11 protein-coding genes are annotated in these 15,233 nt (G+C 43.3%); all 11 read left to right on the top strand.

The annotated features are described in order from the left end of the window. Positions 1-488 precede the first annotated feature (488 nt). Positions 489-1,241: a peptidylprolyl isomerase gene (locus HFV01_RS17015; RefSeq protein WP_193520238.1), complete on the top strand. Its 753-nt coding sequence runs from the start codon at positions 489-491 to the stop codon at positions 1,239-1,241. Beyond that, positions 1,238-4,222, top strand: a complete 2,985-nt coding sequence (locus HFV01_RS17010; protein ID WP_193520237.1) for an ABC transporter transmembrane domain-containing protein — start codon at positions 1,238-1,240, stop codon at positions 4,220-4,222. Before HFV01_RS17015 ends, HFV01_RS17010 begins: the two co-directional genes overlap by 4 nt. A gap of 80 nt (positions 4,223-4,302) precedes the next feature. Beyond that, positions 4,303-6,180 (top strand): HlyD family secretion protein, encoded by a 1,878-nt coding sequence (locus HFV01_RS17005; RefSeq protein WP_193520236.1) that lies wholly within the window; start codon positions 4,303-4,305, stop codon positions 6,178-6,180. Between the two features lie 16 nt (positions 6,181-6,196). Then, the gene (locus HFV01_RS17000) at positions 6,197-7,960 is read left to right on the top strand and encodes a hypothetical protein (RefSeq protein ID WP_187758173.1); all 1,764 of its coding nucleotides are present in this window, start codon (positions 6,197-6,199) and stop codon (positions 7,958-7,960) included. Between the two features lie 60 nt (positions 7,961-8,020). Beyond that, on the top strand, positions 8,021-8,569 hold the full coding sequence (gene rfbC, locus HFV01_RS16995; RefSeq protein ID WP_006669751.1) for a dTDP-4-dehydrorhamnose 3,5-epimerase: 549 nt from the start codon (positions 8,021-8,023) through the stop codon (positions 8,567-8,569). Further along, positions 8,569-9,447 (top strand): dTDP-4-dehydrorhamnose reductase, encoded by an 879-nt coding sequence (gene rfbD / locus HFV01_RS16990; RefSeq protein ID WP_006669750.1) that lies wholly within the window; start codon positions 8,569-8,571, stop codon positions 9,445-9,447. The genes rfbC and rfbD overlap by 1 nt, the downstream gene beginning before the upstream one ends. Before the next feature lie 69 nt (positions 9,448-9,516). After that, entirely contained in the window at positions 9,517-10,590 is a 1,074-nt protein-coding gene (locus HFV01_RS16985) for a glucose-1-phosphate thymidylyltransferase (RefSeq protein WP_006669749.1), read from the top strand. Positions 10,591-10,823: 233 nt separating this feature from the next. Further along, a complete protein-coding gene (locus HFV01_RS16980) occupies positions 10,824-11,672 on the top strand; it encodes a glycosyltransferase family 2 protein (RefSeq protein ID WP_193520235.1) in 849 nt (282 codons plus the stop codon). 31 nt (positions 11,673-11,703) lie between these two features. Further along, on the top strand, positions 11,704-12,402 hold the full coding sequence (locus HFV01_RS16975) for a Uma2 family endonuclease (protein ID WP_193520234.1): 699 nt from the start codon (positions 11,704-11,706) through the stop codon (positions 12,400-12,402). Between the two features lie 466 nt (positions 12,403-12,868). Beyond that, the gene (locus HFV01_RS16970; RefSeq protein WP_006620364.1) at positions 12,869-13,936 is read left to right on the top strand and encodes a glycosyltransferase family 4 protein; all 1,068 of its coding nucleotides are present in this window, start codon (positions 12,869-12,871) and stop codon (positions 13,934-13,936) included. Between the two features lie 85 nt (positions 13,937-14,021). Continuing rightward, positions 14,022-15,170: an iron-containing alcohol dehydrogenase family protein gene (locus HFV01_RS16965; protein WP_006620363.1), complete on the top strand. Its 1,149-nt coding sequence runs from the start codon at positions 14,022-14,024 to the stop codon at positions 15,168-15,170. The last annotated feature ends 63 nt before the right edge of the window (positions 15,171-15,233 follow it).

Genomic DNA, 15,233 nt, shown 5'->3' with positions numbered 1-15,233 from the left:
TGCTATGGTTACCTAGTGCTGGGTCGGTCAGCCAGTGTCCCCCGCCTAGCCACTGCGCCAATTATGGCTGGCGCGTCACGAGTTTTGGGGTTAATGGCCATAACGGGGTATGGACTTACCACCCTGACTAAGTGTAAGCTGTATCACAAAACACAGAATTTGTCAATAGCAAAAATAAAAAAATGTTGAAATGTTGTGGAGTCAATTAATGTTCCTGACGCGATCGCTACAGATTGGGAATGGTATATAAGGGAGAGTGTGAATATAGTCTGATGATGCAACATATAGAATATATTAGGCAATAATTTAGGGAAGCCAGTGGTATGGCAGGCGGAACCGAAACTTGTTTTGCTTCGTCAGGACAGGAGCGGCAAAAGGTCTGTTATCATCGGTGCATAATATGAAAAACTTGCGTAAACACAATCATTGCCCTAGGGTAGTGAAGCGATAAAGGCTCAGGGGGAAGCCCCAGTCAGTGGGAGAGAGCAATGACCGGAGTGTACAAAGTCGGAGAGACTATTATTAAGGCAGAGGAGATCCCCTCGCGACTAAAGCACTATCAGATGATGGTGCAATTTGTGCGGGAGGTAATTTTAGACGAAGCGATCGCCGACATTACCTGTACAGAAGAGGAAGCAGCGGCGGCGCTGGAAAAATTTGCAGCCCAACACCAACTGACCTCTCCAGAAGCTCAAAAAGCCTGGTTAAACTTAAATAAACTAACCTTAGAGGAAGCTCAGGCGATCGCCGAGCGTCCGATTAAAATAGAAAAATTCAAGCGTGAACGGTGGACTAACAAAGTAGAAAGCCACTTTATCACCAGGAAAAGTAGCTTAGATCATGTAGTGTATTCTTTAATCAGGACCAAAAATCCCGGACTAGCCCACGAATTGTATTTTCGCATATCCGAAGGAGAGCAAGAATTTTCCGAAGCCGCACGGGAATACTCAGATGGGCCAGAATCCCGAACTGGGGGAATCATGGGGCCAGTGTCCTTAGCTCAACCCCACCCGGCAATTAGTAAACTGTTAGCAGTAAGTCAACCGGGGCAACTGTGGCCCCCGCGTCCTTTATCAGAATGGATGGTAATTATTAGACTAGAAAAATTTATCCCAGCCCAACTCGATGAGTCCATGCGCCGTCATTTAATTGACGAACTATTTGAGACTTGGCTCCGAGAGGAAATAGCCAAAGTTGGCTGTCTTGAACCCCTGCATACTGAGGTGTCTTCCGTATCATGACCACATCTGCCGTTTCCAACCTACAGATCCAGGAATTTCTGCTGGAAATTAGCCCCTTCGATCGCATTAGCGAAAAGGGGCTACGAGACATATTACCGCAATGTCAGTTATTAAGCTACCGGACAGGACAACCAATTTTTGAGCGAGACAAACTCCCCACCCAGGTAGCAGTAATTTACCAGGGACAAGCTCGACTGTTAGCATACGACTCCAGAAGCCAACGCCATACCAGCTTACAACTACTAGGAGCCAAAGAAATCCTGGGATGGGCTGGTTTGCTAAGGGGAGTTCCCTGCGAAACAGTGATCGCTTCGACAGAGATGATTTGTATAAGCATCCCGGCGGCGGTCTTTATGAAACTAATGGAGAAAGAACCCCAGTTTGCGGAGGCATTTCGGGACCATGCAGCCATATCAGAAGTATTTGAATTACTGAGCCAAAACCTGCAACAGGTGGCGAACTCCGGCGGTAACATCAAAGAAATGACCAAAGAATATTGGCCAGATGCGATCGTCGTCAACCTGCTAAACGGTCAAACCAAAGGCTCTGATCTAAAATTCAGACTAGATGCCAATCGTCTCTGGTTAGTCAGTAGCGGAGTGGTGGGAGATTATTCTATCGGAAATGGCATCAATTTAGAAACCTTGGGTAAAAGCCTGAAAGTCGAAGGACCGAGGGGAGCGCGACTGGTAGGTTTGCGAACAGCACCGACGCGGACGGAAGTAGTATCAGAAGAAGACACCTCAAAAGACGGGTTAAAAGCATTATTACCCAATGTTATCCCCGCGCCAGAAACCCCGCCAGAGCCAGAACTAGACTCGTCCCAACAAATTCAAAGATTCCCCCTAGTGCGGGGACGGGGTACTGTTGACGCTCCCTTAGCTTGCTTCAATATGTTGAGTAAGCATTTTCGGGTAAATTTCCGCAAAGAACTAATTAGGCGCATCATTGAAGGTCAGCTAGAAACGGCGGGTTCTCTAACCCTGCAAGCCTGTGGTGCGATCGCTCAAATGATGGGAATTACCGCCCAGTTAGTGCAAGTCCCCTCCAAAGCCTTATGCCGACTGAAGGCTCCCGCGATGATCCCGTGGCGCAATAGCTTTGCGATCATTTATAGCATCAGTGAAAAACAACTGATCATGGCATCCCCCGAAGAAGGGGTAGTAAAGATGCGCCCTGGCCAGTTTGTGGAAGTTTACGGAGAAGCCTGTCAAGTTCTCCTACTCCAAGAAACCAAAGGCGACCAGCAGGAACAGTTCAGCTTCTGGTGGTTTGTTCCAGCCATTATGGAACACCGGGGAGTATTTGTAGAAGTCCTGCTCTCCTCCTTCTTTGTGCAACTCTTCGGCTTGGTGAACCCCCTGCTGACCATGATCATCATCGATAAGGTGATGGGACAGCGCAACATTGACGCTCTCAATATTTTGGCATTTTTGATGTTGGGGGTAGCTCTATTTGAAGCCTTGCTGTCTGCGCTGCGAACATATCTGTTTGTTGACACCACCAACCGACTCGATGTTAAACTCAGTTCCGAAGTAATTGACCACCTATTACGCCTACCTCTCAACTATTTCGATAACCGCAAGGTCGGAGACTTGATGGCACGGGTGGGGGAACTCAGTAATATCCGTAACTTCCTCACAGGTACAGCCTTAACCGTAGTGTTGGACGCGGTTTTCTCCGTGGTTTATGTGGCGGTCATGTTCTATCTGAATGTGACTATGGCTCTAGTGGCTTTAGCACCCCTACCCCTGTTTGCTCTGATTATTATCATCAACTCCCCCATTATCCAAAGACTACTCAGGAGAAAAGCTGAGTTGTACGGTCACTCCCAAGCCTATCTGGTGGAGGTGCTTAACGGTATGCAAACCGTGAAGGCTCAAAATATTGAGTTGACCTCCCGCTGGGAATGGCAGGGACGCTATGCCCGTTATATGAGCTCTAGTTTCAAAACTATTCTCACCCAGACCGCGGCTAACTCCATTAGTGGGTTTTTGAATAAACTTTCAGCCTTGGCTCTGTTGTGGGTAGGGGCCTATTTGGTGATTAATAATGAACTGACTATCGGGGGATTGATTGCCTTCCGAATTATTGCTGGAAACGTGACCGGATCTCTGTTGCGCTTTGTCAGTGTGTGGCAAAGTTTCCAAGAGGTGGGAATGTCTGTAGAACGTCTGCGAGATGTCTTAGATACGGCTCCTGAAGCTGACGAAGCCGATCGCAATAATATCCCCATGCCGGAAATTGATGGCTCTGTTATCTTTGAAGAGGTATCTTTCCGTTTTGGACCCAGTGGCCCTTTGCAATTGGCAAATATTAATTTAGAATTCCCGGCCGGCTCCTTTGTGGCAATTGTGGGGTTGAGTGGTTCCGGTAAAAGTACGTTGATGAAACTCCTCGAACGTCTCTATCCACCTATGTCGGGCCGGATTAAAATTGATAATTACGATATCAATAAGGTGGAACTATATTCCCTCCGTCGTCAAATTGGGGTGGTGCTTCAGGATACTTTGCTATTTAGTGGGACAGTACAGGAAAATATCGCCCTCACTAACCCAGAAGCTAGTACCGATGAAATTATCCGAGCAGCTAAGGTGGCTGATGCCCATGAGTTTATTATGGGTTTACCTAATGGGTACAATACGGTGGTGGGTGAGCGTGGTTCCGGTCTCTCTGGTGGACAGCGACAACGGATTGCGATCGCCCGCACGGTTCTACAAAAGCCAAGGCTATTGATTCTTGATGAGGCAACTAGCGCCCTCGATTATCAGTCAGAACGCTTAGTTAGTCAAAATCTCAGTCAAGAATTTCATGATCGCACCGTGTTCTTTATTACCCACCGCCTCAGCGCTATCAAAAATGCGGATGCTATCATTATGATGGATCAAGGCTCCATTGTAGAACAAGGAACCCATGATGAGTTAATGGCTATCAAAGGACGTTACTATTGCCTGTATCAACAACAAGAGGCACAACAGTAAGGCGGTCAACGTCATTGGTGGTAGAGGAGTCGAGTTTTTAAGCATTTTCTATTGGTATTGAACAACAGATAACAGGACTTATGAAATCAGCATCTATTTCTGAACAACCGGTCATCCTAGAAAAACCTGGCCTCCTCTCCCACTTGTTTCTGTGGATGATTATGCTAGTAAGCACCACATCGGTCATTTGGGCTTATTTTGCTAATATTGAGCAAACGGTTCCAGCTATGGGACAATTGGCCCTGACATCGGGAGCTAGGGAAATTCAAGCCCCAACTACTGGCGCGGTGGTCCGCTTGCACGTGGAAAATGGCGATCGGGTCGAAAGAAATCAGCCTATACTTACTTTTAGCCCCACTAATCCTAGCGCTGATCTGCGCGCGGTTGAAACTTTGCGAGCTACCCTAGAAAAGGAAAACGAGTTCTATGAGAGCATTGTTAATAATCAAATTACTACTAACTTACCCCCACAGTTAGCAGATTTGATCAGAGACAGAGAAGCTCGCAGTCAAGAAAATCAAACTCTACAATCCTTGGTGGACGAACTTTACCATGGCCGAGGAACTGCTATGAGTTTTAGCCCGGCTATGGCTGGTTTAGTGGCTAACTATCGCGCTGAATATCAATCAAGAGTTGCTACCGGCCAACTGAAAATTATAGAACTGGAAAGACAGCTTCAGCAAAATCGAGATTCTTTGCGTGCTGCCACCGAAAAGCTCGAATATACACAAAATCAATTGACTTATTCGGAACAGCAGTTGAACTTGGCTGGCAATCAGTTATCTAAGTCGGAGGAACTCCTGAGTGTTAATGAGTCGATTTTAGCTCAGATTTCTCCGTTGGTTGAGCAAGGGGCTATGTCTGACCTGCAACGCAAACAGCGGGAACAGGAAATACTCAGAAGTCAAAATGAAGTCATCGGACAACAAGATAGAATTGAACAGCGCCAAGGTGAAATTAACCAGCGCCGTCGGGAGATTCAAGAGCAACGGGCAGAAATTCAACGCCTGGAAAATGAAGAACAGCGCACTCTGGCTTCCATCTCCCGCGCTCAGGAAGAGTTGCAAAATACTAAGGATTCCTGGGCTAGAGATATCTACAATCGTATTCAAGAAAATCATAAACAAATTGCCAGCTCTGATTCTCAACTCAGCCGCTCACGATTGGAGAATGAAAAAAGAATCTCTGACATTAAGTCTCAAATTGAAAAGTTGCAGGAACAGAGAAATACTCAGGTTTTGAGAGCACCTGCTTCGGGGATTATCTTTGAATTGGAGCCTTCGACTAAATCTAATGCTGCTTTGGATATGAATCAGGATGAGATTTGCTCCTATGTCATCAATTCCATTCTCCGGCCTGGCGATCCTATGCCTTCCCGTTGTGATGAAGCCTATTTTGAGGCTCAACAAACTCAACCTCTGGTCACGATTTTAGATGATGATCAAGGCTTAAAAGCAGAGGTTCATATCAATAACAGTGATATGGCACTGGTGTTAAATGCTCTGCGGATGAAACGGGAGTTGTTGACTCCTTTTGATGGTAAGGAAGTGGCAGGAGAGGTGATTGAGTGTCAGGTGGAAAAAGACTGCATCTGTCCTACTTCGGCGGCGGCACGAGAGGAAATTGGCATTGCTGATGAGCAGTGTATTGGGGTGGAAGTTAATATTGATGCCTTCCCTTCTAATGAGTTTGGCACGGTTCCGGGTGAGTTGATATGGATTAGCCAAAATGCTATTCCTCCAGAAGAAGGTCGCCCATTCTTTTCCTTTAGGGCAAATATTAAGTTGGAAAGACAATATTTTATGCTCAATGAAGATATACCAGGACAGGAAATTCAGATTAAATTGCAGTCTGGTATGGCAGTCAATACTAAGGTTAATATCGGTAGCCGCACGGTTCTGCAAATGCTGTTTAGCCGACTCACAGGTAAGTTTGAAAGTATCACTGACTTGAGATAAGCCTAATTGACTTTAAATGTTTGATACCCCTCGGCGATCGCTACTTGAATTTCATCCTGGATTGTGGATTTGTTATCTCCTTCCTGTACTATGTGCGATCGCTTTTGTGGGGTACTTTGCTGTTGATGTGCCTTCCTTTGACCAGTGGGTTTTACCCGGTTTATTTGAAAAGACCGCTACCGGGAACTTAACCTTTGCTGATTTGTTTGCTCTCCATAACACCCATAGAATTCTCTTTCCTAGACTGATTTTTATCGGTCTGGGTTTCCTCTCCCAATGGAATATTAAAGCCGAATTATATTTTAGTCTGGGTCTGGCAATTATCTCGTTTTTGGGGTTATATAAATTATCAGTTTTGGCGAATGGGGTAACTCATATTTATCTCTTTCATCTGGCTAATTTGCTCACCTGTATCCTGTTTTTTTCACTCAATCAAGAATGGCTTTGGGGGTTTCAAATCCCCATTTTTTTGATTAATTTTTGCCTGATTTTCGCGGTGTTAATCTTCATGCCAAGTCCCTTAAATCATCACTATAAGTTCTTGATAGCTGCTGGTTTATGTGCGATCGCTAGTTTTTCCTCCGCCCAAGGTTTGGTGTCCTGGTTGGCGGTTATCCCTTCCCTAATTTCTCTACCAGGAAATGCTACACAGCAAAGAAAGCGATCGCTTATTTGGTTACTCCTCTTTTTGCTATCCTGTGGATTATATGCCATTGGTTATCAACGGGAACCATTATCTATTACCCTCTCCGGTTGGGAGCGAGTTTATACCTTTATTCATTTCTGGTTAAATGTTCTGGCTGCACCCATAGTTCAATCTCCCCAAATCTCCTGGTTATTGGGGTTGGTAATTCTGATATTTTTCCTGTATTTACTATACTATCATAGCGGAAAATACTGGAAATTTCAAACTTTTTTAGATGCTAGTCCCTGGATTTCTTTGGGAATATTTTCCCTATTAACATCTCTATTAATGAGCTGGGGAAGAGTTGATTTGGGCGCTAACTACCCGCTAACAGCCGTTCGCTATACTAGCCATAGCACATTATTACTAATTGCCATAGTTTATCTCAGTATTCAGTGGATTTCTGAGAAATATCCTAGTTTTAACTTGCCTATTCCTACTTTAATTTATAGCTTTATTTGTGGGGTTTTATGCTGTTTAGTTTGGGTGAGTTCAGGAAATGCGATCGCCAGAGTTCAGACCAATTTATTTTATAGCCAAACCGCGCAAACTTGTCTATATTTATTTCCCTATTTGGACTCACAATCAACCTTTTTTCAAAACTCCCCTCAACGTTGTTTGCTCCCCCTCAGTAGATCGACTTGGTGGATTCAAGAAGGTGTCGAATCTCTCCAAAATATCGGCTTTAGAAATTTCGCTGACCCACTTAAATTCACCGATAATCCTGAGTTAAACTATGGTTATATTGACTTTCCAATAAATACTAATTCCCCCCAAGTCATTCAATCATCAGAATCCTTAACTCTCAGAGGTTGGGCAATTTTACCAGACCGAGACCAACAACCACAATTAGTATTTTTATCTAAAGACGACCAACAGCTATTTTTTGCTAGTGCTTATGTGAACTTATACAGTCCTGACTTAGCCGATATTCTCCAAAGCGATCGCTACCAACAATCAAGATGGACAACCACCCTCCCCCCCGAATCTCTACCACCCGGAGAAACACAAATCAAGGCTTGGGTTTATGACCCAGATAAACATCAATTTGTCCGCCTCAATGGAAAGGTAATTGTGCAAATTACTCAACTTTGATGATTTTATATCCCCCCATATAGTAAACTAGATATTGATGCCATTTTGCGGAACTGTCAAATGAACGTTATTCCCACGAAAATTCCTGATGTTTTCCTGGTAGAACCCAAAGTTTTTGGAGACGATCGCGGTTTTTTCTTTGAAAGTTTTAACCAGAAAGTATTTACCGAAAAAACAGGTGTAACCACAGACTTTGTACAAGACAATCATTCTCGGTCTAGTCAAGGAGTGTTGCGGGGTCTCCATTATCAAATTCAACAAACCCAAGGTAAACTACTTAGGGTAGTCCTAGGAGAAGTTTTTGATGTAGCAGTAGATATTCGGAAAAGTTCCCCAACTTTTGGTCAGTGGGTAGGCTATTATCTGAGTGCTGAAAATAAGCAACAATTGTGGATTCCTCCCGGATTTGCTCATGGTTTTTTAGTAACTTCTCCTGTAGCTGAGGTTCTCTATAAAACCACTGATTATTATGCACCACAGTATGAGCGATCGCTTCTCTGGAATGACCCAGATATCGCCATTGAATGGCCCCTAGAATCCCTAGAACCTAAGTTATCTGAAAAAGATAAAAATGGCAACACTTTGACCAATGCAGAGCTTTTTGAATAATGCGTATTTTACTAACCGGAAAAAACGGACAATTAGGCTCAGAATTACAACCTTTACTCACTCCCCTGGGTGAGGTTTTCGCCGTCGGACGAGATACCCTAGATTTAGCTAAACCTGATGCTATCTCATCATTAATGGCAGAGATTCAACCTCATATAGTCGTTAATGCTGCCGCCTATACAGCCGTTGATAAAGCCGAAACAGAAACCGATTTAGCCACCGCTATTAATGGCATAGCACCCGGTATTTTAGCCGCCGAAAGCCAGCGGATTAATGCTAAATTAATTCACGTCTCCACCGATTATGTCTTTGATGGAACCCAAAGTCATCCCTATGTCGAAACCGACCCCACTAACCCATTAGGACAGTATGGTGCATCAAAATTAGCCGGAGAACAAGCCATTTTAGCCACTGATGCGAATTATGCCATTATTCGCACCGCCTGGGTTTATGGCGCAGGAGGAACCGGAAACTTTGTCAAAACTATGCTGCGTTTAGGTGGGGAACGAGAAGAGTTGAAAGTCGTCATGGATCAGGTGGGGACTCCCACTTGGACAGGAGATTTAGCTACCGCAATTGTCCGGTTAATTCCCCAATTAAATTCAGAAACATCTGGTATCTATCATTATACTAATAGTGGTGTTACCAGTTGGTATGATTTTGCGATCGCTATTTTTGAGGAAGCTAAATTATTGGGTTTACCTCTGAAAATTCAACAGGTTATTCCCATTACAACCGCTGAATATCCTACTCCCGCGCGTCGTCCGGCTTATTCGGTTTTGAATGGTAAAAAGTTAGCCACCCTCCTGGGAAATCATCCTCCTCAGTGGCGGTCTGGACTCCGAACTATGCTCACAACCCTAGTTAACCAAGGCTAAAACATCACTAAAACAGGCTTCTAGCCTGTTAAAAACTTTTCTAAAACAGTCCTAATTAGGTGAATTTTCATGAAAGCATTAATTCTTTCTGGTGGTAAAGGAACTCGACTAAGACCCCTCACTTATACTGGTGCAAAACAACTCGTTCCCGTCGCTAATAAACCTATTTTATGGTACGGAATTGAAGGAATTGTCGCGGCGGGAATTACCGATATTGGCATTATTATTAGTCCTGAAACTGGCGAAGAAGTTAAAAGTTTGACAGGTAAAGGCGATCGATTTGGCGCAAAAATTACTTATATTTTGCAAGATACCCCCGCTGGTCTAGCTCATGCCGTAAAAATTGCCCAGCCTTTTTTGGGTAATTCTCCCTTTATTATGTACTTGGGAGATAACCTAATTCAAAATCCCCTATCTCCCTTTTTGGAACAGTTTAAACAAAAGCAGCTTGATGGTTTGATTTTGCTGCGACCCGTCGAAAATCCCACCTCTTTCGGTGTCGCCGTTGTCGGTGATAATGGTCGGGTATTACAGTTGGTAGAAAAACCCCAAAATCCTCCCTCAAATTTAGCCTTGGTCGGGGTTTATTTCTTTGATAATACTATTCATGAGGCTATAGCTAATATTCAGCCTTCCGCTAGGGGAGAGTTGGAAATTACTGATGCTATTCAACAACTAATCAACACTGATAAGCAAGTCGATGCTTGTACCCTCGAAGGTTGGTGGTTAGATACGGGTAAAAAAGATGATTTACTCAGTGCTAATCAGATTATTTTGGATGAACGTTCTACCTATAATGTTGAAGGAGATGTTGACCCCCAAAGTCAGATTATTGGACGGGTTAAAATTGGTCGGGGAACTAAGTTGATTAACTGTACTATTAGGGGTCCCGTCATAATTGGCGAAAATTGTCACCTGGAAAATAGTTTTATTGGTCCTTATACCAGTATTGCTGATGCTGTCAATTTGATTGATGCTGAAATTGAGCATAGTGTGATTTTATCCGAGGCGAAAATTATTAATATTAATCACCGCATTGTTGATACTCTAATTGGTCGCCGCGCTCAATTGACTACCGCACCACAAAGACCCAAGGCTTTACGGTTTATGTTGGGGGATGATTCTCAGGTGGAATTGACTTGATGGGATTTTCCTAATCTGTTCATCTCTTCCCTTCTCTCTGTAGGAGCAATTTCCCCATTGTTCCTACCATCTTTTTTTCATCCTTACTATTGACAAATTATCCGACTTGACTTACTATATAAGAATGGGAATATGTGCCGACATATATATGCTGTTTTCAACTTACTTAATTATGGCTACCCTGGGGTTATTTCTATAAACCCAAATTATGATTATATCTAAAACCAGCTTTTGTGATTTATTGGATAGTTGTTAATTATCACTCTACTGATTTGATTGAGACACTCATTCAATCTATCGCTAATAGTTCAAGTCTTGACCATCAGATTATTATTGTCAACAACTCCCCCCAAGATAAAAGCATCTGGAAACTACACACCAAACAAGTCATTATTTTAGATGCTTCCCACAATTTAGGATTTGGTCGCGCCTGTAATTTGGGGTTACAGTGGGTTTATCAGCGAGACAACAATGCTTGGGTGTGGCTAGTTAATCCTGATGTTGTCATTCCAGAAGATACCCCTAACCAAATTTTAGCGGTCTTGAGGAAAAATCCCCAATTCTCAATTTTGGGAACATTAGTTTATCAACCTGATGGACGGGTTTGGTTTGGGGGAGGAGAATTTATACAGGAAACTGGCTTGATTGTCCAGCAACAGCATCTCCCCGCATCGGTCTCTGATTGTATCCCCACTACCTGGGTTACCGCTTGTAGCTTGTTAATGAATCTCAAAAAATTCGGAAACTGTCCTCAGTTTGATGAAGATTATTTTTTATATTACGAAGATTTTGACCTGTGTTTGCGTTATAGTAAACTCGGACATCAAATTGGGATGACTCCCCACATTGGGGTAATTCACCATCCCTCATCGATTACTGGGAGAAATCCTCATCTGAAACTCAAACATAGTATCTATAGCTATCTGCTGAGTTTAGAAAAACACGCTAAAAGTTCGGCTTGCTGGTATCGAATACTACGGATTACTGTGGTTTCCCTAATCACTTTTCCCCGTTATCATCAGGCTAGTTTAGCTAAATTAATGGGAGTTGTAGACTATGTAAAATATAGGGTTTTGGGATAAAATAATTTGCAGTAAATAGTGGTTAGTTATTATGGATATCAACAAGTGTAAACAGCCCGGAGATAATCACAGCTATCATCAGCTACAGTCGGAATTATTTTGCTTCACTTTTGCACCTCCTCAATATTCGAGAGATCGGATTTTGATGGCTAATAATATGAGTCTCTATTATGACCCATTAAACCCCACCTGGTGCGAATATCCCGATTGGTTTGCGGTAGTTGGTTTATCTGAGTCTCTAGTTGATTTACCTCGGAAACAAGGCTATTATACCTGGCAGGAAGGACGACGACCAGCAATGGTTATGGAGTTTCTCCCTAGCCGAGATGAATCAGCCAAACAACCATCATCACCTCAACAACCTACAGCTTGGGAGGTTTATGAGCAAATTCTGGGGATTCCTTTCTATGTGATTTTTGACTATACTACCAATAGTTTACAGTTGTTTAAGCTGTTAGGCGATCGCTATCAGAAACAGGAGTTAAACAACAATCAGTTTTGGTTTCCTGGATTAGATTTGGGTCTCGGCTTGTGGTCTGGAGAATACCAAGGCTTAAAGCGCTTTTGGCTGCGTTGGTATGATAGCCGTGGTCATTGGATTCCTCTCCCAGAAGAGTTACCGTCAGACACATCAGCATCGGTTTCTGTAGAGGATAGCCAACCCTCTCAGACACCATCTAAACTCGGTCAGCATTTACAACAATTGGGAATCGTTACCCACAAGATTTAACTTAACTCCAGAGGCTAAAAATGGCTTAGGTCTCACTTATAGCCTAAAATTCTCAAAAAAACAGCCACGATACCATGTGTATGATATTTTTTCACAAAAACTGGTTTTTGTCAAGCATACAGCCACAAATGGCTAGGTTGTTGATAGAAATTATGACAATTTAATGGACTTCATCGAATCCATATAAAATATTCATTTAACCTCAGATATATCTGGTTATGAAGTGCGATCGCTTTTGACTAAATACCCATAATTACCTATTGACAAACTCCCTTTATTGACCTATTATAAGAGAATGGGAAATAGTGGCAGGAAAAATTTATGTCCACATCCAAAGTAAAAGTTATCGGCTCTTGATGGAATATTGACATAAATGAATATATCCTCAAGGAGTAAGTTATGGAATATGGGGATATTAAGCCAGGCGATAATTACTATTTATATAGATTTATTGAGGAGATGATAATTGAAGGGTAAGTTAGCAATTAATCTATCAGTTTTAATACCGAAAGCCACAGGTATATCAGTATATGCTTCTAATCTTATACCCTGGTTGAAACCCCTAGAGCCTTTATTGCTAACTGCTGATGATATAGGTGGTTATGAATGCCAGAAAATTCCGAATAATATGACACCTGACCATGGTACAAAGGGACATTTGAGGCGATTAATTTGGACTCAATTTAAGTTACCATTAATCTATAAAAAATCAGGCGCTACGTTGTTATTTTCACCCCTACCAGAAGCGCCTTTATATACAGGTTGTAGGTCAATAGTAATGGCTCATGATTTAATTCCGCTAAAATTTCCGAAGCGAGGGTCGCGATTAACAGCTTATTTTAAATCCTATGTTCCGGCGGTGCTAAAACAAGCGGAACATATTGTTTGCAATTCGGAAGCGACGGGGAATAGTTTAGTGGAGATGTTAGGAATTAGTGCCAGGAAAATCACTCCAATTTTATTAGGGTACGATCGCCAGAGGTTTCAATTTTTAGATTTACCGACGCAAAACTACTTTTTGTATATTGGTCGCCATGATCATTATAAAAATCTACCGAGGCTAATTACAGCATTTTCCGAATTACCGAAAGATTATGAACTGTGGTTAGCGGGGCCGAGTGACAGCACCTATACACCCCTATTAAAACAACAGGTAAAAGAATTGGGACTAAGGGAACAGGTAAAATTTTTAGACTATGTGGCAGCGGGGGAATTACCGTCAATAATTAATCAGGCGATCGCCTTAGTTTTCCCAAGTTTATGGGAAGGTTTCGGGTTTCCGGTGTTAGAAGCTATGGCCTGTGGAACCCCTGTAATCACGTCAAATTTAGCATCATTGCCGGAAGTAGCTGGAGAGGCAGCCCTACTGATAAATCCCTATGAAGTAGAAGAGATCAGCGCCGCCATGAAAACCCTAATCAGCGATCCACAAATGGCGGGACAACTTAGACAAAAAGGACTCAGTAGATGTCAAGAATTTTCCTGGCAGAAAACCGGAGAGCAAACGGTGGAAGTTTTAGCCCAATGTATGTAAAATCAAAATTAATGGGATGAGATCTTCCCAGTTATGAGTAAAATCGGCTAGAATTAGCGACTTAACGAATTTTGCGAGGGCCTGTATGGAACCTTTATCCTCTCCCCTATTGACCAAAACCACTTATATCAGCCCAACTCCGGCATTAAGTATTGCCCCAGCCCAGGTAATTCGAGGAGTTGACAGACTGGCGGAGGCGGGAGAGGCGATCGCCGCCTTTGGTAGTCGTCCGGTAATAGTGGGAGGCGATCGCACCCTAAAATTAATTCAACCCCATTTACAACCGATTATAGAAACCCATCAACTCAAGGCTAATTGGGCTAACTATACCCCCGACTGTAGCGAAAGCAGTTTAGAGAAACTCCAACAAATTGGCGCGGACCATCAAGGGGACTTGGTGATCGGAGTTGGCGGCGGAAAGGCTTTAGATCTTGCCAAACTCCTAGCTTATAGGACGAGAGTACCCATTATAACTATTCCCACCTCTGGGGCGACCTGCGCCGCCTGGACTGCCCTATCAAATATCTATACAAATGAGGGAGCATTCTTGTATGATGTAGGGTTAGCCAAGTGTCCTGATTTGCTAATCCTGGACTATAGCCTGATTCAAACAGCGCCAATGCGGACTTTAATTGCTGGTATTGGAGATGCGATCGCCAAATGGTATGAAGCGTCAGTCAGTAGCGGACATTCAGAAGAAACCCTGATTGTGGCAGCAGTGCAACAGGCGAGAGTCCTGCGGGACATTTTGTTTCAAAAATCCGTAGCAGCCCTCAATGAACCCGGAAGCCAAACCTGGCGAGAAGTGGTTGATGCCACAGTTTTACTGGCTGGGGCGATCGGTGGTTTAGGGGGGGCGCAGTGTCGGACTGTAGCGGCCCATGCCGTCCATAATGGTTTAACTCACCTATCTGCCACCCACAAGACCCTTCACGGAGAAAAAGTCGCCTATGGCATTTTAGTACAGTTGCGCCTAGAAGAAATGTTGCAAGGAAATCAACTAGCAGCTTCTGCTAGAGGGCAACTGTTGAAGTTTTATAGCGATATCCACTTACCCCAAACTTTGGCGGATTTGGGGTTAGGAAATATTACCTTAGCCGAGTTAAGGCATGGGGCAGAAATTGCCTGTGGTGAAAAGTCTGACATTCACCGACTACCCTTTAAAGTTTGCCCAGAATCATTAATGGCAGCCATGGTTTCTACTACTGTACCTGTGGGCGCAACTAAGAGTTAAAGGTTAACTATGGGCGGTTTAATCTGTCTTCAGGTCTGGGGCAATTAATCACTAATCAAAATA

The sequence above is a fragment of the Limnospira fusiformis SAG 85.79 genome, assembly GCF_012516315.1.
Lineage (GTDB): Bacteria > Cyanobacteriota > Cyanobacteriia > Cyanobacteriales > Microcoleaceae > Limnospira > Limnospira fusiformis.
Note: the sequence above shows the minus strand (reverse complement) of the source record. Positions and strands in the feature narration are given on the sequence as shown.

What these genes read in the sequence shown, in the direction of transcription:
- HFV01_RS17015 (WP_193520238.1), top strand. Translation starts at nt 489, where the DNA reads ATGACCGGAGTGTACAAAGTCGGAGAGACTATTATTAAGGCAGAGGAG.
- HFV01_RS17005 (WP_193520236.1), top strand. Translation starts at nt 4,303, where the DNA reads ATGAAATCAGCATCTATTTCTGAACAACCGGTCATCCTAGAAAAACCT.
- HFV01_RS17000 (WP_187758173.1), top strand. Translation starts at nt 6,197, where the DNA reads ATGTTTGATACCCCTCGGCGATCGCTACTTGAATTTCATCCTGGATTG.
- HFV01_RS16975 (WP_193520234.1), top strand. Translation starts at nt 11,704, where the DNA reads ATGGATATCAACAAGTGTAAACAGCCCGGAGATAATCACAGCTATCAT.
- rfbC (WP_006669751.1), top strand. Translation starts at nt 8,021, where the DNA reads ATGAACGTTATTCCCACGAAAATTCCTGATGTTTTCCTGGTAGAACCC.
- HFV01_RS16985 (WP_006669749.1), top strand. Translation starts at nt 9,517, where the DNA reads ATGAAAGCATTAATTCTTTCTGGTGGTAAAGGAACTCGACTAAGACCC.
- rfbD (WP_006669750.1), top strand. Translation starts at nt 8,569, where the DNA reads ATGCGTATTTTACTAACCGGAAAAAACGGACAATTAGGCTCAGAATTA.
- HFV01_RS17010 (WP_193520237.1), top strand. Translation starts at nt 1,238, where the DNA reads ATGACCACATCTGCCGTTTCCAACCTACAGATCCAGGAATTTCTGCTG.
- HFV01_RS16965 (WP_006620363.1), top strand. Translation starts at nt 14,022, where the DNA reads ATGGAACCTTTATCCTCTCCCCTATTGACCAAAACCACTTATATCAGC.